20 protein-coding genes are annotated in these 18520 nt (G+C 51.9%); 2 read left to right on the top strand and 18 right to left on the bottom strand.

All coding sequences use genetic code 11. The features are described 5' to 3' along the window. Positions 1–91: 91 nt before the first annotated feature. Both N7E73_RS02600 and N7E73_RS02595 read left to right on the top strand, forming a co-directional pair. Positions 92–409: a helix-turn-helix domain-containing protein gene (locus tag N7E73_RS02600; RefSeq protein ID WP_432737352.1), complete on the top strand. Its 318-nt coding sequence runs from the start codon at positions 92–94 to the stop codon at positions 407–409. Next, positions 406–1665, top strand: a complete 1260-nt coding sequence (locus tag N7E73_RS02595; RefSeq protein WP_432737350.1) for a type II toxin-antitoxin system HipA family toxin — start codon at positions 406–408, stop codon at positions 1663–1665. The genes N7E73_RS02600 and N7E73_RS02595 overlap by 4 nt, the downstream gene beginning before the upstream one ends. A gap of 27 nt (positions 1666–1692) precedes the next feature. Here the strand turns inward: N7E73_RS02595 and N7E73_RS02590 are convergent, their stop codons facing one another. The 18 genes from N7E73_RS02590 to N7E73_RS02505 form a co-directional block, all read right to left on the bottom strand. Beyond that, positions 1693–1944 (bottom strand): hypothetical protein, encoded by a 252-nt coding sequence (locus N7E73_RS02590; protein WP_432737348.1) that lies wholly within the window; start codon positions 1942–1944, stop codon positions 1693–1695. Positions 1945–2037: 93 nt separating this feature from the next. Further along, the gene (locus tag N7E73_RS02585) at positions 2038–2832 is read right to left on the bottom strand and encodes a hypothetical protein (protein WP_432737346.1); all 795 of its coding nucleotides are present in this window, start codon (positions 2830–2832) and stop codon (positions 2038–2040) included. 69 nt (positions 2833–2901) lie between these two features. Beyond that, positions 2902–3177: an XRE family transcriptional regulator gene (locus N7E73_RS02580; RefSeq protein WP_432737344.1), complete on the bottom strand. Its 276-nt coding sequence runs from the start codon at positions 3175–3177 to the stop codon at positions 2902–2904. A gap of 50 nt (positions 3178–3227) precedes the next feature. Next, a complete protein-coding gene (locus N7E73_RS02575) occupies positions 3228–5534 on the bottom strand; it encodes a zincin-like metallopeptidase domain-containing protein (protein WP_432737343.1) in 2307 nt (768 codons plus the stop codon). A gap of 4 nt (positions 5535–5538) precedes the next feature. Further along, positions 5539–5751 (bottom strand): hypothetical protein, encoded by a 213-nt coding sequence (locus tag N7E73_RS02570; RefSeq protein WP_432737341.1) that lies wholly within the window; start codon positions 5749–5751, stop codon positions 5539–5541. Between the two features lie 39 nt (positions 5752–5790). Further along, on the bottom strand, positions 5791–6306 hold the full coding sequence (locus N7E73_RS02565) for a hypothetical protein (protein WP_432737340.1): 516 nt from the start codon (positions 6304–6306) through the stop codon (positions 5791–5793). 9 nt (positions 6307–6315) lie between these two features. Beyond that, positions 6316–8478, bottom strand: coding sequence for a DNA topoisomerase (locus tag N7E73_RS02560; RefSeq protein WP_432737338.1), 2163 nt, complete (start codon positions 8476–8478; stop codon positions 6316–6318). 3 nt (positions 8479–8481) lie between these two features. Continuing rightward, the gene (gene traF / locus N7E73_RS02555; protein WP_432737336.1) at positions 8482–8997 is read right to left on the bottom strand and encodes a conjugative transfer signal peptidase TraF; all 516 of its coding nucleotides are present in this window, start codon (positions 8995–8997) and stop codon (positions 8482–8484) included. Continuing rightward, positions 8994–10625 (bottom strand): hypothetical protein, encoded by a 1632-nt coding sequence (locus tag N7E73_RS02550; RefSeq protein ID WP_432737334.1) that lies wholly within the window; start codon positions 10623–10625, stop codon positions 8994–8996. Before N7E73_RS02550 ends, traF begins: the two co-directional genes overlap by 4 nt. Positions 10626–10668: 43 nt before the next feature. Further along, entirely contained in the window at positions 10669–11085 is a 417-nt protein-coding gene (locus tag N7E73_RS02545; RefSeq protein WP_432737332.1) for a hypothetical protein, read from the bottom strand. Then, complete coding sequence (locus N7E73_RS02540) at positions 11075–13027, bottom strand: type IV secretory system conjugative DNA transfer family protein (protein ID WP_432737331.1); 1953 nt, start codon at positions 13025–13027, stop codon at positions 11075–11077. Before N7E73_RS02540 ends, N7E73_RS02545 begins: the two co-directional genes overlap by 11 nt. 2 nt (positions 13028–13029) lie before the next feature. Then, entirely contained in the window at positions 13030–14259 is a 1230-nt protein-coding gene (locus N7E73_RS02535) for a TrbI/VirB10 family protein (RefSeq protein WP_432737329.1), read from the bottom strand. Between the two features lie 9 nt (positions 14260–14268). Next, positions 14269–14850, bottom strand: a complete 582-nt coding sequence (locus N7E73_RS02530) for a phage tail protein (RefSeq protein WP_432737327.1) — start codon at positions 14848–14850, stop codon at positions 14269–14271. A gap of 11 nt (positions 14851–14861) precedes the next feature. Further along, positions 14862–16022: a shufflon system plasmid conjugative transfer pilus tip adhesin PilV gene (gene pilV, locus N7E73_RS02525; RefSeq protein WP_432737325.1), complete on the bottom strand. Its 1161-nt coding sequence runs from the start codon at positions 16020–16022 to the stop codon at positions 14862–14864. Between the two features lie 71 nt (positions 16023–16093). Then, positions 16094–16522 (bottom strand): type IV pilus biogenesis protein PilM, encoded by a 429-nt coding sequence (gene pilM, locus N7E73_RS02520; protein WP_432737323.1) that lies wholly within the window; start codon positions 16520–16522, stop codon positions 16094–16096. Beyond that, entirely contained in the window at positions 16519–17499 is a 981-nt protein-coding gene (locus N7E73_RS02515; protein WP_432737321.1) for an ATPase, T2SS/T4P/T4SS family, read from the bottom strand. Before N7E73_RS02515 ends, pilM begins: the two co-directional genes overlap by 4 nt. 12 nt (positions 17500–17511) lie before the next feature. Further along, a complete protein-coding gene (locus N7E73_RS02510) occupies positions 17512–18015 on the bottom strand; it encodes a hypothetical protein (RefSeq protein WP_432737320.1) in 504 nt (167 codons plus the stop codon). Positions 18016–18038: 23 nt separating this feature from the next. Beyond that, the gene (locus tag N7E73_RS02505; protein WP_432737318.1) at positions 18039–18518 is read right to left on the bottom strand and encodes a type 4 pilus major pilin; all 480 of its coding nucleotides are present in this window, start codon (positions 18516–18518) and stop codon (positions 18039–18041) included. Positions 18519–18520 lie beyond the last annotated feature (2 nt).

The following is an 18520-nucleotide window of genomic DNA, read 5'->3' as shown; positions in this document are numbered from 1 at the left end:
CTGGAGTTTTAATCTTATTTAGATAAAGCCTTTTTTAAATAAGTGTCATGATGATGTTGATTAGCTTCGTTTTGTGTGTTTAAGTGATGTTATGATGTCATTTTTTGAAAGAAAAATCCCCTTTGAAACCCCACAAGTGCTGGGGCTCAATATCCGTGAGCAAAGGTTGAGCCGTAATTGGACTCAAGAGGTCTTGGCCGAAAAGTCTGGAGTGCCGCTTTCAACTCTCAGGAAGTTTGAGAGAACAGGAAAAATCTCTCTGGAGTCATTCGTTCAGATCTGTTTTTGTCTGGATATCCTTGATGAGCTGGTTAAAATTACAGAGATTAAAGAACAGGATTTTACTTCTATGGATCAGGTTCTCAAGGATAGCACTCCAAGGAAACGACAGCGGGGGAGGGGGAAATGAGTATGGCCGGTAACAGCCATGAAAAGCTTGATGTTTTTTGCAATTTCGGAATGGATCGCCATCATGCTGGAGTGCTGGCACAGCGGGGCTGCGATATTTATTTTGAGTATTCAGACGATTTTATTAGGTCAGGTCTTGAAATTTCTCCTCTCAAGCTGCCCCTTAAAAACAAGTTTTTAAAATGCCGTTCCCCCTTTGAAAGTCTTCCTGGTGTGTTTTATGATTCCCTGCCTGACGGTTGGGGCCGCTTGCTTATGGAAAGGCTTCTTCGATCCATGGGCATACATCCCAGCCGGATAACCCCGCTCGACAGGTTGGCCTATGTCGGATTGCGCGGGCTTGGGGTACTTGAGTATGAGCCTGCTGTTTCACAACCTGAGCCACGAGAGTTAACACTTGATGAGATTGCCGGATATGCTCATAAAGTGCTGGCGGAAGAGCTTGAAGGCACGCCGTTGGATGTGCTTGAAGCCCTACTGCATCTGAATGGATCTTCAGCCGGGGCAAGGCCGAAGGCCTTGGTCAACAGATGCCCTGACGGAACCATGAAGTGTTTTCCACTTGCCTGCGGCGGGACTCATTCGTGCCCTGATGATTCTTCAGAGCCGTGGATTGTGAAATTTCCGAATACACACGATGGGAGGGAAAGCGGGGTGCTTGAGTATGTCTATTCAATCATGGCCCGTAATGCAGGTATAGATATGCCTGAAACAGAGCTTTTGCCAGCCAAGGACGGGCCGGGGTATTTTGGGGTCAGGCGGTTTGATTCAGCAGGCAATGAAAGGTTTCACATGCACACTGCCTGTGGTCTGCTCGAAGCTGATTATCGTGTCCCGGCCTTGGATTATCAGGATCTGATAAAACTGACTTATATACTGACCAAAAGCCAGAAGGAAGTGGAAAAGGTTTACCGTCTGGCAGTCTTTAATGTGTTTGCGCATAACCGTGATGATCATGGCAAGAATTTTACTTTTCTGATGGACAAGTCTGGGCAGTGGACCTTTGCTCCGGCTTATGACCTGACCTATTCTCACGGTCCGAACGGAGAGCAGTCGACTATGGTTATGGGCGAGGGGAGGGCTCCCGGAAGAGAGCAACTTATCGCGCTGGCCGCTGTTGCCAACCTGAATGAAAAAAAAGCTTTCCGGTTTATTGAGCAGGTGCAGGAAAGTCTGGCTGATTTTGAAAGATTGGCTGATGAGTACGGTCTTACGGCGGATTTGAGAAAAGAAGTTGTAGATTGTTTCTCTTTTTGAATTATATCTTTGTATATGTGCTGACAACTAGCTTAATTTATTGATGGTGTTTTGTGTGTTTAAATGAAAAGCAGCAATCCCCCCCCAGATTGCGATCTGTTCAGCTTTTAAGATGGCTTCAGGATCTTGAGCTTCGGCCAGTTCCTTATACATTTTTAAAGTGTCTTTCAGGCCGTCTTGAAAAGCGAGGGCTTCAAAAGTCGTTTCCTTCTGTTGGTATGCCCTCCAGTCGTCAGCAAGTTTTGTTGCGAGTTTAACGAGTAAGCCAGTTTTCGCCATAATTTTATCCTGTTATGGGTTAATCTGCGGCTGGAATTTACCTCACCGCTTTGGCTATTGAAAGTTGTCATAGGTAACGTCAAATGTTTGAGTCTAGCCAAGGTATTTTTGGGCCAGCTCTGTGAACGTTTCTTTGTATGTTCGTTTTTCGACTGGAGTATTTATAAGTCTTTGGAAAAGCTCATAGTCAAATGTAATTGTTTTATTAAAAATATCTTTTTCGTCGCAAGTCACGAAGAAATCCATTGTTTCTTTGAGATCGTTATCTGTGGATTTGCCCTGCTTATGGTTAGCGAACCAGAAAAAAACCTTTTCTTGCCCTTTCGTTATGAATTGCCCGTTTTCATTAATAGATCCAGTGGGGACTTTCTTGCTGAGTACTTCCTGCAATTCCGCATCCTTGATTTTCCGGCCCCAAAGGCTTTGTGCTCTGGATAAATATACAAACACCCAAGGGGCATTGATAAGACTGCCTCCCCGATATAAGTGGCCCTGTTCTGCTACGAACCATTCCAGCATTTGTTTAGCTAAATGCGGAGTCATGACAATTCCTGAATAGAGTTGGAAAAGATACGCGACCTGATCAAAATTCTCTTGCAGTGAGAGGAGAATTTGTCTTTCGCGGTCTGTGCAAATAGGTTTACGGTCGTCCTTGGACAGGTTCTTCCTGGGGTGAGCTAGTGAGCAGCTTTCGAAGGCTTCTTTGTTGAAGACGGCGAGCCCTACTATGGATTTGTGATAATGCTTTGCGTAGGGCCGGTCAGTGTGTTGCAACCTTTTGTTTAAACCGATTATCTGCACTGGATTATTGCAGGCAGGGCATACGGCAAAATGCAACTCGTTTCTTTCCTGCTTTTCGTAATATGGGGGTAGTTTTCTGGTAGCCATTTCAAATCCTTCACGGGATAGCATTTGGTAATTGATGTCACTGGTCTTAAGCTTGTATATATTCACTTACTATTCTCGCTTGGGGTAATTTTTGAAAATGTTACCGAGAGAATGCTTGAAATCAACATTGATCCACCAGTCTTCCGGTACTGGGGGAATGTTGCCTTCTACCTCAGCCACCCGCAGGCAATAAAGGACAGTACGCAGTCCCAACGAAAATTGATGGTAGTTATCCTGCATCGAAAAAACAAGTTCCTCTCCGCATTCATCACATATAACCAGCTCATGACCGTCCTTGATAGCGTATGCTGGGTTTTCCAAAGAGTTGGTATGATCTATTTTCATGATATCTTTCCTTGAGTTTAAGCGGCCCCCCTCAGACCCGCTTGTTATCTTTACATTGCCATGGCCAGCGGCAGTTCACCTGCCTTCATGTTTTTCGCAATTTTGATGGTTCTGGATATCTGTGCCTTCACTTCTCCTATCCCTCGCGACTGGTGCAGATCGTTGAAGTCGGAGAGGCCTTGAGCCTTTTCTTCTTCTGTGAAGTTCGGGGAGATCGACAGGCCGCCTACTGTCTTTGCGGCGACTTCGGCCTTTTCAATTCCGACATTGTGCTGCAGGTGATGGTCGTTGTCGCTCATCAGTACCAGCGTGCTTTGCGGATATTTTGCCTTCAAGGCTTTGGCGACCGGCTCAAGGTTCGAAGCATCAAAGGCCACAACAGTTGGCAGGTTGCTTGCCATGTGTATGCTTGCTCCTGTGGCGTAGCCTTCGGTGATGAGGATTGGTCCGCCCTTGCCGATCTTTTCGCCGGGATCAATGGTGTGGAACATTCCGGCCTTGAGCCCGCCTTTTTCAAAGAGCTTGCCGTCCGGTGTTATGGTCTGGAGAGTGTGGATATGCCCGTTAGCATCCCGGCCAGGCACGAGAAGATCCCCGCGTTCGTTAACTTTGACTCCGTAGCTCGGGACGCCCTTCTTCGCGAGGTACTCCTGCTGTTCCGAGGCCCAGCCTGCGGCGTTGGCCCACTTGGCGAATGCTCGCTTGGAGGCTTTTTCGCGCTGTTCGGCCAGATCCTTTTCCCGCTCGACTCTTTTTTGGGCGGACTGAGCCTTGAGTTCGGCCTTTTGTTCCTCTGTGAGTTCGTGTCCTTCGGCCTTCCAGTTACTCTTCAGGCCGGTCTTGTGATTCTGAATGAATCCGGCCGGAGTTCCGTCCAGAAAGCCCATGTAGGCTCCGTCCTTGGAATTGGGTTTACCGTCGACTATCGGCACGCGTTGCAGGTTACCGTCCATGATCGGTAGCTGGCCTTGAAGATCAAGACCTGCTTCCTGAAGGGCTTTTGCGAATTCCAGCACAGCGTTTGTTTCGGGCGCGACGATCCTTTCTTTGGGCAGCCACTGGGCCAGCGGCTCCAGATCAGTGCCGGTGGGAGCGAACCAGAGTTTTGCTGATTTATCCCAGAGTGCGCCGTGCTTCTTGGCCAGCCATTTTTCCTTGTACGGGACATTGAGATAGGTTTTCTCTGTTGCAGGTTGTTTTGCCGCTTCCGGCTGTTGTTCCAGCTGCGCAGAAGGTTTCTGTTCGGGCAGCCAGCGGTTCAAAGGTTCAAGGTCGGCTCCCTTGGGAGCGAACCACATCTTTTTGTCCTTATCCCATTGGGCTCCATGTTGCTTGGCCTCGTTCTTCTCGGAGAAGGGTACCTTGAGCCAGATCTTGCCTTCTTCCGGAACTCCGTACTGTGCTTCCCTTTTATCAAGTTTTTCCTTGTCCTGAGCGGACATTGTCATGCCTTGCTCCCTGTTTTGTTCCTGAGCTTGCTGCTGCTCAAAGGCAAGAGTGTAGCTCTTGATCTTCTCCGCGCTCTGGCAGGCCCGGACGATTTCATAAGGGTCCTTTTCAAGAACCTGCACCCAACTGTCCACATAGCTGAGATGACGGCTCGGATCGTGGCTCAGGCCCAGCTCCGAGGTGATCATCCAGCTTGCTATCTCGGCGCGAAGTTCCTCGCGGGCGTATATTTCGGAGCCGAACGGGCCGTTTTCCCGATCCAACCGGTCCGGATGACGGGTCCAGTGCCCCAGCTCATGGAGCAGGGTTCCGTAATATTTGTCGGAGTCCTCAAAGGCCGCACGGGGTGGCATGTGGATCTCATCCTTGGCGATGGTGTAAAAAGCCCGGTCCCGCTGGTCGTGGATGATTTCCGCTCCCGAATTATTCAGGATGGTTTCGGCTCGCTCGTCGGGGTTCCAGGTGATTTCCCGGCCATCCCATTCAGGTATTCCGTCAATGTCGCTGGCGTGAAACAGGTTGGAGTATCGGACAATAGGCTTTTCCAGCAGCACCGACTGCATCTGGATTTTGCCGTCATCGTCGAGGATGTTTTTGCCATCTTCATCTTTCAGGCTCACATATTCATGCATCTGCCAGAAAACGATGGTGCGGGATTTAGAACCCTTGCGGACTTGCCAGCCCTGTGCCTCGGCCTGCTTGTAGGTCATGAACCGGGGATCGTTCTGTTCGTCGGCTCCAAGCATGACCTGATTGATTCCGCGATAAACAACACCGGAAACAGGGTTGAAGGCGGGCTGGTATTCGCCAGGCTTCCAAGGTTTTTGCCAGGGGGCTGTTCCCTCTTTGAGCTTCTGGATGATTTCTTCAGCGAATCGCTGATAGTATGGAGTGTTTTCTTTGGTCATTGCGTCATTCCTCCATTCCGGATTCTTCAGGGTCGAACGGATCAAAGGATGCGTCTTCCGCCTCTTCAAGGGAAATGGCATCCTCTTCAAAGGCCCCCATATGATCTGCCAGATCCGGGTCGACCTCTATGGCCGCGCCGGAGGTGTCGGTCAAAGTCCGGTCAATCCGATGGGCCTGTTCGTTCAGGTGTTTTTTGATTTCGTCATTTTGGGACATGTTTTTACTCCTTGGGTTGCTTGTTAAACTCTATAATCTTTAGTCCGATGACGTTTTCTGCCAGCTTTTTGGGTACATATGATAACTGTTTGAAAAGTCTCCATAGGCACCATGGTCAATATGATAGTTAAGTCGCTTTCGAATATATTGGCCTTCCTTGGCTGCGAGTTCGTTACAAAACTGAAGATTGCAATCTCGCCATAGACAGTAAAGTTCCTGAAATGTTGGCACTGAATCCATCAAAATTGATTTGTCTTTCTCATTCTCTGAGGCATTTCCATATACATCAAAGACGAGTACATCTAGAGCCGTAATTGTAATCTCCATTAACGTTGCAAATTCTTGCTTCCAGCTTCTTTGATTTTCTCTTATTATTGAGTTCCAAAGTTCACTTGCTTCAGATTTTGAATTTGCAGCTGGACCATGAGCCATACATTTCAAACATTCAACGTGATAATGCTTTCGAGTTAAGTCTCGGATTGTTGTTTCTGAATATGCCCACTCAATATATTTGCTTGATGCTCCGCACCATGGACAGTCATCATGAATTGCCATGTGTTTCTCCTACAGTTTAGGTTTTCCATCCTCATCAAAGCACCGGAATTCGCAGTCCGGAAATCCGCTGCAGCCCCACCAGAACAGACCTTTGCGCTTGGCAGGTCTGCGTATCAGGCCCTTGCCGCAATCCGGGCACTTGTGTTCTCCTGATGCTTCTGGCTTCCTGACCGGTTTTGGATTGAGATCCGGCTTGCCGGATTTGTCGGGGAAGGTTGCATTGCATTCGGGGTAGGACGAGCAGCCCCAGAATTTGCCTTTTGGACCTTTTCTGGCTTTCAGGAATCCGTTTCCGCACTTGGGGCAGTGGACAGCGGCATTCTTGATGGCGATGTTCAGGCCGTTTACCTTCACCCGTTCGATCTCTGCGGCCACGGATCTGTCCACTTCCTCGATCAACTGGCGGTAATCGAGTTCTCCGGCTTCAATCATTTTTTGCTTTTCATGCCAGAGAGCAGTCATGTCCGGCCTGACTGCGAAGTCCGGCAGTGCGTCGTGGAAACTGCGTCCCAGCTCGGTACTGAGAATCTTCTTGTCCTGTTCGGTCAGGAATCCCCGCTTGAAGAGCGTATCTATATGGGAATCCCTAGTGGCCGGTGTGCCGATGCCGCCGGACTCGTCCTGCTTATCGCTGTCCTTGTCCATGAGCAGCTTTTTGATTTCCGGGTCGGTCACGTACTTGGCCACCGCGGTGAGGTCCTTGAGCAGGGTTTTCATGGTGTAGCGTGCCGGGGGCTTGGTGAAGTTTTTAACAGCCTCGGCTGACTCCACCGTGCCGGAATCCGACTGCTGCAGCTTGTGAAGGTCCGGCTGTTTCTCCGCCTTCTCGTATTCCCCGAGATCCTGTTCGCTGAGTACTCTCCAGCCCGGAGAGCTGTTCAGTCTGCCTTCGGCTTTGAACCGATGACCGGCTATTTCCAGCTCGACCTTCGTTGCCATGAATTCAGCCGGGGGATAGAACTGGGCTATGTAGAGCTTTACGATTAGCTCATAGATGCGCCGTTCATCCTGGGCGAGCTTGTTCAGGTCGGGGACGCTCATGGTCGGGATTATGGCGTGATGCGCGGTGACTTTTTTGGAATCAAAGGCCTTGGACTTGCGGTCCGGTGCGGCATATTCGGCCATGTCTCCAAAAGCGGGTTTCAGTGCCTGTAAAAGATCCGGGGCTTCTGTGTGCCGTTCATCATTGAGGTAGCGGCAGTCACTGCGGTTGTAGGTGATGGCCTTGTGCCGATCGCGCAGCCGCTGGGTGATGTCGAGCACCTGCTTGGGCTTGTAGTTCCATAACCCGGCGGCATCAGCCTGCAGGGCCAGCAGGTTGTAGGGCAGGGGAGGTTCATTTTTTCGTTCGGATGTTTCCACGGAAAGCACCGTGACCGGTTTGCCCTGCACATCGTTGACTATCTTGCGGGCAAAGACCGCATCAACTATCCGCCCTTTCTCATCAACAGGATCTCCTTCCTGCGGAAGATATTCAGCGGACACAGACTGTCCGGCCATATCGATCAGGGCCTTGATGGTGTGGTAGGCCTGCTTTTCATGACCTTCATGGGCGCGGTCGCGGGCTACTACCAGACCGAGAATGGGAGTCTGGACCCTGCCGACGGAAAGTACGCCCTCGTAGCCTTTTTTCTGGGCCAGTATGGAATAACAGCGGGTCAGGTTGTAACCGTAACGCTGGTCACTGACGGCCCGGGCAAGGGCGGACATGGAAAGGCCGTGATATTTGGCATTATCCTCGATGTTCTCAATGGCCTTGAGGATTGCCGGACCGTTGTTGTCGTTGATCAGGATTCTTTTGACCGGCTTGCCGTTCAGTTTGGCGTATTCGATTACTTCGTCCACCAGTCGTTGGCCTTCGGGATCAGGGTCGCCTGCATTGACCAGGCTGTCAGCCTGCCTGGCCAGCTCAATGACTTTCTTGAGATGGTCAGCGTGCCTGCTTTCCGGCAGGTAGCTGATTGGCCAGTCCATGGGCAGCATATTCAGCTCCCATTTCTTGTAACGCTCGTCGTGCTCTTCAGGATCGGCCAGCCGCAGCACATGGCCCCAAAGCCAGGTTATGCGGTCTCCGTTGACCTGGAAGGATGCGCCGGACGGTTTGTCCGGGCCTCCGAGAGCGGTGGATATGGCCAAAGCCACATCCCGTTTTTCCGCGATGAATAGACGCATGATCTATCCTCCGAGTTTAAAGGTTAGAACAGGTATGACCCGCTGCATCCGGTCGATGTCCACAAGCCCGAAATAACGGCTGTCGAAGCTGTTCTCGGTGTAGGTGGAAAGGGCCAGACCTTTGGCAGTGGGTATGACAGTGGAATTCAGGAAAATTGGAAGTTCCCGGCCGTTACTGTCGGCGGCTTTTGCCTTCGTGTGCGGGAGCAGGATCGAGTTAATGAGGATTCCTTCTTCGGTGATTTCAAGAGAGTCACCGGGGAGACCGGCCAGAACCTTGAGCAGGGGCCGGTTACCGTTCAGGCCCAGATAATGCCGCTCAGTGGAAATGCTGCAATACGGATTCAATTCATCAAGGCTGAAGGTTATCATGTCGCCTCGGTTCGGCCTGCCGGGAACAATCTGGTAGATTCCATAGGGCATGGAATCGGTCCAGTTGAAACGGAATCCGACCCAGTGCAGCAGGAAGACAAGTGCCAGCGCATGGCAGGAGAAGGCGGTCAGCAGGATGCTTTTCATGCCTCGGCCCTGTTGATCTGCTTGTTCCAGTATGACTTGCGCCAGGTGCGTCTGGATTCGTCAGTGCTGATCGGCATGGGACAGAGTGCGTCCACTTTGTCTTGTTCTTCAGGACTCAGATCTGTCAGCCATGTTTCAAACATCTCGTTGCGAGTGTCCTGCTCGGCTTTCTTTGCTTTCTGCCTGTCCAGCTCCTGCAGCTCGCGGATGATGCTCTTTTCTTTTTTAGCGTTTGCAAGGGCCTGCTCGTTGGGCGTCATGAACCCTGCAGGTCTGCGCCATGTGCCTTTGCTCTTCAGGGTAGCAAACAGGTAGTTGCAGCGGCCTTTGCGGGTCTCGGGAAAGGTGTTGTTCTCCAACTCCCATTCAGCGGCATGGAGTGAGTTCTCGATATCGAGAACAGTCTCGGAGAATGAAAGACGGTGCTCGACGATCTGGCGGATCTGATCGGGACCGAACCTTTCGTCATGGAGCCGGGGCCAGAGAACCTGAAACTCATCAGTGCTGATTAATAACAATCTGCGGGCCCAGCGTTCTTCCTCGTTTTCCTCAGACCCAGATAGATTTTTTATCTGTCTATCTAATATAGGGGTGGGCTGATACCGATCACCATTGGTATCATTCAGGGAGGCATGATTTGCTTCAACCCTTGAAAGACAAGGGATAAGCACCTGTTTTGCAGGTGAATCTCCATTGGTAACATGATAGCGGTCAGGACTGGTATCATGATTGGTATCATTGCGGTCATGATACCGGTCATGTTTGGTAACACCTGCTTGATACCGATCAGGATTGGTATCATTGGTAACAGCGCAGTCCTGCAAAAGTTCCCTTATGCGTTCCATGGGGACTTTGTTCAGTTTCAGGATGATACCGAATCTGGGGCCGCGTTCGTGTGTCCTTTTGGTGTATAGCCCTGCCTCATTCCCTTGCTTGATGACTCTGCGCGCGGTTACTTCGCTGCAGGACGCATTTCTGGCAATGGACTGGATTACAAGGGATATTTCTTCCTGTTTGTTTTGGGCGGCAATGGTGCTGATGATACCCAGCACCCGCCTGCCCTGATCGGACAGGCGGGAGAAAAGGGCGTCGGTTTTATCGGAGATGTCTATCGGCGGGATCCTGTTCTCGCCTTTAGCGGTCGAGTTGATACCATAGTCCTGATACCGGTCTCCATTGGTAACAACCGGTTCCTGATGCCGATCAGTCTCGGTATCAGCCAGCAGGCCGTATTCCTGCTTGAAGAGCTTGATAAACAGTTCGCAGCGCTCTTTGTACAGGGTAACAACAGTTCCGTGCCTGCGTCCGCAGTGGTGGATTTTTCGGCTGAATAAGCCTGCCTGTTCTCCCTTGGGGAGGGAGCGTAATACACTGAGTTTGCTGCACCCAGCGGCATGCTGCAGGCTTGAAACGACAAAGGGAAACGGCTCGCCCGCCTTATCCATGGCCGGGACCGACTGGATAAGGGCGGCAATAACTCTTCTGCCGGTTGCGGATATCCGGCTGTAAAAGCCGGTGACGTCACGGCGCATGAGCTTTTTGATATGATCGGTATCAGTCTGGTCCTGATACCGAACGTGCCGGTTACCGGATTCCTGATGATCGTATTTTAGTGCCGCTGAATTCATAAAACCGTGTCCTTAAAATAAGGTCTGTTGAAAATTAATCCTGTTACATTGCCGCAGTGAGCGGATGAGACGTCTTTCTTCTGCGTTTGCGTTTGGCCGTTGTGATCAGGTCTCCGGGGCTGATGGTCTCTGGCATGATGCAGAGGTCATCGCAGCCCGGGCAGCGCACTTGTGTGCCCATCTGCATGGCCCGGTGCTGGCCGGGAGCCTTGCAGTCCCCGAACATGGGCTTGAGCAAGGGGAGCGGTCCATGTGCCACCTCTAAAAGGTCGCGTCCTGAAACCTGTTCAGGAGGAAGGAACAGATATGGAACCCTTCCGTCTCCTTGGCAGAGCCTGCAACCGGGACGCCCGTATTTGCGCGTCCCGTTGGCGGCCATCCATGCGGCACAGGCCGGGCAGGACCTGCAGGCCTCGCGGGGAAAGCGTACCGGGAGCAGCCTGTCAGCTTCAGATTTCATCGCTTTCTTCATATCCCTGGTTCTCATCAATAATTTCGTCCATTAGTTGACTTTGCTCTTCTCTGGACAGTCTGGTTGCACTCTGGTCCTGCGGTGAGTCCTCGTGGATCAGGTCCGATTTGGGCGGAGCCGGGATTTTTGATCTTTTCAGGAACTCCGGATCGAGGAAGAACAAAATCTGTCGGCCATAGATAGGGGCAAATCCAGCGGGAAAAATGAGCATGTCCCCGGCTTTGGTAATTCTGCCGCTGGCGTCTTTTTCCGCACCAGGCAGGCGCATGCATTCGTCCGGGGTGAGCAGGGCTCTTTTGGCTTCGGATATGCTTATGTTTGCCCGGTTCATGTGGCCGGAACGGGTTCCAGACAGGGATGTCTTTTTCTGGATGATGGTGGCCTCTCCGGTCATCCTGGAAAGCACCTGCGCTGTTTCAATCTTGTTGGGTGCGTAGGCAATACGAAGATGACAGTTACTCATGATGGATTCTTCCTTGCCATAAGCTGATTGGAGCTGGGCCAGGTCCTGCACGATGATGTAGGCCTTGATTCCGTAACCGGCCATGAAGGCGAGGGCCCGTTCGAAGATCTCCATCTTGCCAAGTGAGGTGAACTCATCGAGCATAAGCAGCAAACGGTGTTTGTAGCCTGCCTTGACCGCTCCGTCGGAAAATTCCATTTTCTCGGTCAACCGGCGCAGAACAATGTTGAGGATCAGGCGCACCAGTGGGCGTAGACGGTCGATGTCAGAAGGGCGGATTACGAGGTAAAGCGAGACCGGAGTTTCTGTATTCATGAGCTCATCGATGCGGAAATCGCATCCGGAAGTCGCCCAACTTACCACCGGGTCACGGTAAAGGGCCATGTTAGCAACAGCGGTGGAGACAACCCCGGAGAGTTCGGCGTCGGCTTTGTTGAGCATTTCGCGGGCAGCGGCGGCAATAAACTTTCTTATGGCCACAATGGAATCAGAGCTCATGCTGTCTCCGAAGAGGGTTGCAAGGTGCTCCTCGTGTTTTTCAGTGAGCATGTCTTCAAACAACTCGGACATCTCCCGATTTTCGTCGGCGAGCATGAGCGACAGATCGTTTAGGGTGGCGTGGCGGCCTTCCTTGATCTGAAAATGGATCAGGCAATGCAGGATGGTTCCGCCAAGGAACGAGAAAGCGGCTTTGTTCCAGTAGTCCTTGAGCCCTTTGCCGTCAGGATCGACGATCATGCTGGCAATGTTCTGGGCATCCGGGATGGCGTGCGGACCGCCGAGTCTTATTTCAGAAAGAGGATTGTAGCGGGCCGACATGCCGGTTGCGTCTGTCGGGTCAAACTTCATGACCTTATGGCCCTGCGATTTACGCCAGCCGGAAGTCAGAGCCCAGTTTTCTCCCTTGATATCCAGGACAATGGAGCTGCCGTCCCATGAAAGCAGGGTCGGTAATACCAGGCCTACACCCTTACCCGATCTGGTTGGGGCAAATGCCATGATGTGTTCCGGTCCGCTGTGACGCAGGTAGCGCAGGATTTCCCTGTCCTGCCAGCCTCCGACATAGACCCCTGAACCGCCGAGTAACCCGGCTTTCCTGATTTCTTCCTTTCCGGCCCAGTGTGCTGTGCCATGGATGTCCTCGATGCCCTTGGGCTTTCTCATGAACATTTTGGCAATGCCGAGGAATATCAACTGGGGGGCGATGAATATCAGCTGTGCATCACTGATGATCGAACTCAGACCGGAACCGTGTTCAAGTTTCGGCAGCCAGAGGATGATCATCCACGGCCAGTAAAGATGTCCGTAAACCGGAGCTCCGAGGGTCTTGTGGTAGCCGTACAGTTCTGCAGTCTGCTGGGTTGCATAACCCATTGCCGCCAGAGCAACGAGCAGCATGAATATCAGGTAATAAAGGCCGGTTCTGCCGCGTCCTGTCTTTTCACCGAGTCCGTAACTGTTCTTCATATTTAGCTCCTGTACGGGGTGTAGGGCCGTGCAAAGACGATATCCTTGGTCACGACCATGTTGAAACGCTTGCCCGGCGCGGTGCTGATGGCCGGTTTGATGCTCATGTTGCTTTGCAGGAGCTGCAGGGTGGATTGTCCGAGCTGGCTTGAAAGGGCAGAGCCCAGTTCGTCCTGAAGGCTTGGATTCTCGCGGGAAGATGAACCTTTGTTGAAGCTGTCCATTGAGAAGGCCATGACGCCGCTGATCAGGCTCATGATTGCTGAAGATCCGAAGATCCGCAGGTAATGGTTGTCCACGTCCCCGGAGTAACCGGCATAGCCGCCTACATCTGTGCCGGGCATGATGCCCAGAGTGATGGAGGAACCGTCCGGGAAGATAATTCTGTTCCAGGCTACCAGCACGCGGGACTGCCCCATGGCGACACGGGAGTCGTAAACCCCGATCATGCGCGAGCCTTGCGGAATCAGCAGATGCTGCCCGGATGCCGTGTCATAAATATTCTGGCTGACCTGCCCGATGATCTGCCCAGGCAGGTCGGAGTTGATGCCGCTGATCATGATCCCGGAGATGACCGAGCCGGTTTTCAGCTCAAACGGTTTGCCTGGCACACGTTCGTATGGCAGTTGCCAGGCGCCGTCCTTTGCAGCGCGAGAGCTGAGGAATTCCTCCTTGTCCTGCCGGTCATCCTTCTCTCCGGTCATGGCTGCGCCTGTTCCGGAGGCTGTAAGGGGATGCCTTGAGCGGACATCATCCATATTGGTATTTACTACCTGGACACTGCCTTGCTTTTTCTCCGGAATAGCTCCGTCAATCCTGAGCGGTGCGCTGAGGGCTGCCTTCATCCGTTCAAGGCGGAAGGTACGAAGTTCAAGCAATTCCTTTGCCCGCAGTTTTTCATCCACGGAAGGTTCCCTGGTGCGAACTACCGTCACAAGCGGCTTTTCTTCCGAGATCTGTTGCTGCTTCTCGGTTTTCTCCTCTTCGTGTTCTGGCATGGCCAGTCCGGAAGTACGTTTCGGGTCCTGCAGGGGTTGTTTCATGTCCGCTTCGGATACTGGAGTGACCAAACTGTCCGCTTGGGTGCTGTCATTTTTGTTTGAGTTCTGGACAGCATAGATCAGGATAACGACCAGCAGGATACCGATGCCGATGGCAACGTAAAGGATACGTTTGTCCAGTTTGGTCACTTTGACCTTGGGACGGGCAAGGCTGTTGGGAGAATCTGACATAACTACGTCCTATTCAGCCTTGATGATGTACATCATGGAATAGTTACGGGGGCGCGTTTCCGTTCCTCCGGCGGAGGATGTGGAATGCCCGTAGGCAGCCTGGTTGTTGCCGTTGGCCCAGTTCATATTGATCTCGGCGTAGCCCCCTTGAGGGATACTTCCACCACTCATGCTGTACAGGGTGAAAGGATGGGAGTGGCTTTGAAAACTCTGGCCCTGAACACTTTTCAAAGAACGTCCGGGGTCTACTCCTCGCCCATGGTCCCATCCGCGAATGAATTCACCGCGCAGGTCCGGCACATTTGCTCCAACAATCGCTGCCAGTTCTGTGTGTCCGGCTGTTGACTGACCGTTGCATTCAAGCCAGCCTGCCGGAACAGTACCGGAAGAATAGGGGACAACTGCTCCTATAGGAAAATCACTCAGTCCCTGCGGCTGGACATCAACAAGTGTGTAGCTGGTGGCATCTCCGGCGAGAGCTTTCGATATGGCCCCCAACATGTTGATGGCGCAAAAAGTGATGGCCAGTATTGTCAGGACCAGGAGTACCAGGAGGACTCTTGTGATCAGTCTGTTCAGGTGTGCTTTCATGGTATTCTCCATTAATTGCAGGTTGTAAGAACCATGATTCTGCCGGTTCCGGATGGAGGTGCAATCCATCCGCTGCCGGAATCAACGGTGCGGATACGCATGTGGACTCGCCAGTTGTCCGCATCTTCGTTGGTTGCCCAGCACTGGACGGCAACAATTGCTTTTGAAAGGGCTCCTTCTGCAAAAGCTGCCGGAGCCACGAAAATCTGTGGCGAAGATGTTACACCGGTAGGACAGACCGGTTTTGGAATCAGTTCACCGTCAATGGCTATTGTCGAACCTTTCAGGAACTGAGAATTGCCGGTGTCGGCAATGACCTGCGGTTCTCCTGTCCGACAGATGTAAAGGCCTACCGCAGGATCGAAGAAAACCCGGCCTTCCTTGTCTGGATCTCCGCAGAAGCCTGAGGTGTCGATGTCGGCAAGGGTATGCTGTTCGAAATGAACTTCTTTTATTCCCTCAATGGCGTGGTCGGTCATGTCCAGCTCGGTGGACATTTCATTGAGCTCCGGATGACCGGGAACTTCTACGCGGTAAAGAAAGTCCTTGCTGATGTCCTCTTCGCGCAGAAAGGCCCGTCCACCTATATGGCCAGGGGCAGGAACGGGAATATCTGTGGCCGCGAGGTCCACAGTCCATCCTCCATAGGAACCGCGCAGTTCCGAAGAGGATTGGCCGGGAAGGTCTCCGGTGGGGATGTAGCCGCCAGCTCCGCCGACCATGGCCGCCGTTGCGGGAACAATGGCCGTGCTGAAATTCTTATCGCTGGCCGAGTCTGTGCGGCCGTTGTATGTCAGGACAACTACCTGCAGGTCTCCGGCTGAAGGTTCGAGCACATAGATTCCGTAGTCCTGTCCCCAGCCATTGCGATCCTGAAAACCGGAGGGAAGAAAGCCCCCGGCGCGGAGTTGGGCCATGGTGACCGCAGTTGCGCCGGAAGCTGTTGCAGAGGTTATCAGGGCCGCATAGTTTTCCTTGGCATATGCGGAAGCGGCATCGAGAACAGCGGCAAGATGGTTGCTGACGTTGCGCTGTTTTATGTTTTCAACGCCACGGTTGATGATGTTGCCGAGCATCGGCAGAACCATTGCCAGGATGACCAGTCCCGCCAGCATTTCGATTAAAGTGAATCCTTTTTGTCCGGGTATGTTTTTCATATTAATTACATTCATATATGTTCCTCGTCTCACCATTAGGGATTCGAAATGCGATCTTCAAAAACGCGAATCGAATCAGATCCCCCTTATGGGGTAATCACGCTGACAATACTGCCTTCCGGTATGAACCCGGGCAGGGCGACGCCTGTTCCGTGGTTGTTGAGCAGCGCACCGTCCCGTTTGATGCCTATGGCGTAGCTGTTCAAGAACAGTTCCCTGATCTGCTCCGCCTCGATGCTGTTGACCGGCCCCCATACATATAGATTCCCGCCGTCCAGCCGGTTGGCCCAGCTACGAATGGCCTTCCAGCCGGACGGCAGGTCAAGGAGTGACTCGGAAATTTCACCGGCTGCTATACTGGCATTACCAGTGGCAAACTTGTTCACGGCATTGCGGTAGACCCCGTAGTTTGTCGCCACGGATTCAGCCTTGATAGCTTGAGGAGAAAAACTGTTTTCTGCGGTAACAAGGGCCATAACCCCAAGAATGGTGAACAGGATCGCGAGCATCTTCATATGGAATCAATGCCTCCGAATTGGATGCGGTTCTTTTGTTCGCGCATTTCTTCCTGCAGCCCGGCCAGCTCGCCGTTCTGGATCTTGGCGCGAAGTCCTTTGTGGTTTTCGGTGAAGGGAGCGAGCAGGAACTGAGGCACGCGCAGAACCTTTCGACCGTCTGCGTCCTGTTCGAGCTGCTGGTGGATAACTGCCAGCAATCCCTGGGCAAGGTTCTGGCTGGCAACATCTCCGTCTATTTCGCGGGCCATAGTCACAAGTCTTTCAAGGGCTGCAACGAGGTCGAAGCCGTGCAGGGTGGCGATGACGATCTGTTTGTCGGAGCCAAGGCAGACGCGCAGAGCCTCGCTTGCCGCATGCTTGGATCTGATCTCGCCTATATAGATGATATTAGGTGAGGCGAAACGGTGTGAACGCTCGATGGCTTCAGCCAGATCCTCTTCGCGTTCAATTTCAGCCTGGAAACAGAAACCGAACTCGCCGTGCTTGCCGTCCAGCGGCATTTCTGCTGGGTTTTCAAAACTGACCGCATGGCCACCGAGCATTGCAAGGCGGGTGGCAACAAGTGATGATGCACTGAAAGTCTTGCCGGAGGCCTGTGCCCCGGTAAAAAGCACAAGCCCCTTGCTCTGCTGTTCTGCGAGCAGCCAGCCCGCAAGCGGAGCAGGCATCCCGATAGTGTTGAACGGGTCGACGTTCGCCTGAATCTTGCGCAGGAAGAAGACCTTACCGCTTCCCCAGTAGACTCCTTCGTAAAGGGCCACCCGGTAGCCGATTTCTTCATGCATTACCCGGAAAGTGTGCCGTCCACTTTCTTCATGGACTTTGAGGACCTCCCTGTGAAGGAGCTGGATTTCCTTCTTGGTGTCCTCCGCGCAGGGGACAAGTTTCTGGCCGCAGCTGTCACAGCCTTTCATGAAAGCCTCCCCGCTCTCATGGAGAATCAAATCCGTGAATGATACACTTTTGAGTGTCATTTGAAGCCTCTGCTAGTTGGAGGTGAAGACGATGGTGTTGGTGAACTCTTTGAGTCCAAATCCAGAAAGAAATGATGGAGTGATCCTATCCTGATCCAACTCTTCCCCGTTTAAGGAGATACTTTTCCAGAATTGAGATTGCAGAATTATAACCATGGAACATTTGAATGCGCTGAGGTGTGAATATGTAAGGATGAAGCTGTTTCCTTCGTCTGTAGATGAGATAGATATGTTCTCATTGTGTTGATATGTAGGTTGGATAGAAATTCTATCCATATTAATTCCAGAATACTTTCCTGCATTTTGGTATCTATATTCCATTGCTGAAATACGTATTAAATTGATTGATTGTGTGCATGCATATGCCAATGTGTTCATTGTTGCTACTTTGGCTTCTGCTTTTAAACTTAAAATCTTCGGAGTGATGAATGCTATATATGCAGTGCATCCCATTGCGATTAAACTGACTAAAATTATTTCAATCTGGCTTATCAAAGGCATGTTCGTAAATTCCATGAGGCTCTCCGTGTTATGAATTACTAGTTGGAGGTGAAGACGATGGTGTTGGTGTCGGCAAGCTGTTCGGTGATGGCGGCGACCATTCCGCTTGCCTGGTCGATTTCCACTCCGTTGACAGTGACTGAGACCCATGAACCGGCCTGAAATGTTGCGAGCTTGACGCAGGCATATTCCGGCACGCTGTTGTGCGTGATAGTGAAGGTGGTCGGATCGGTTCCGGCAGCGACAGCAACCGCTCCGTTCCAGACGTTACGAACTTCTCCGCTGCTCTTGATCATGCCGTCGGGCACGGCTTCGTTGGTCACGGCAATGTCAGTGGTGAGTCCGGCAAAGTCAGGCTCGCCCTGATAAAGGTTCTTGACGTCCAGGCGGAAGGTGGAGAGGTTCTGTTCCGCCTTGGCTATCTTGTCGTTGTCGATTCCTTTTGAAAGCATATAGCCGGAACCGCCGAGCACGATGAGTCCGATGAGCAATGCGCCTATTGTTTCGAGTAAAGTCATTT

The sequence above is a fragment of the Maridesulfovibrio sp. FT414 genome (assembly GCF_050916235.1).
Lineage (GTDB): Bacteria > Desulfobacterota > Desulfovibrionia > Desulfovibrionales > Desulfovibrionaceae > Maridesulfovibrio.
The sequence above is the reverse complement of the archived record's forward strand: the minus strand, read 5'-3'. Positions and strand labels throughout refer to the sequence as shown.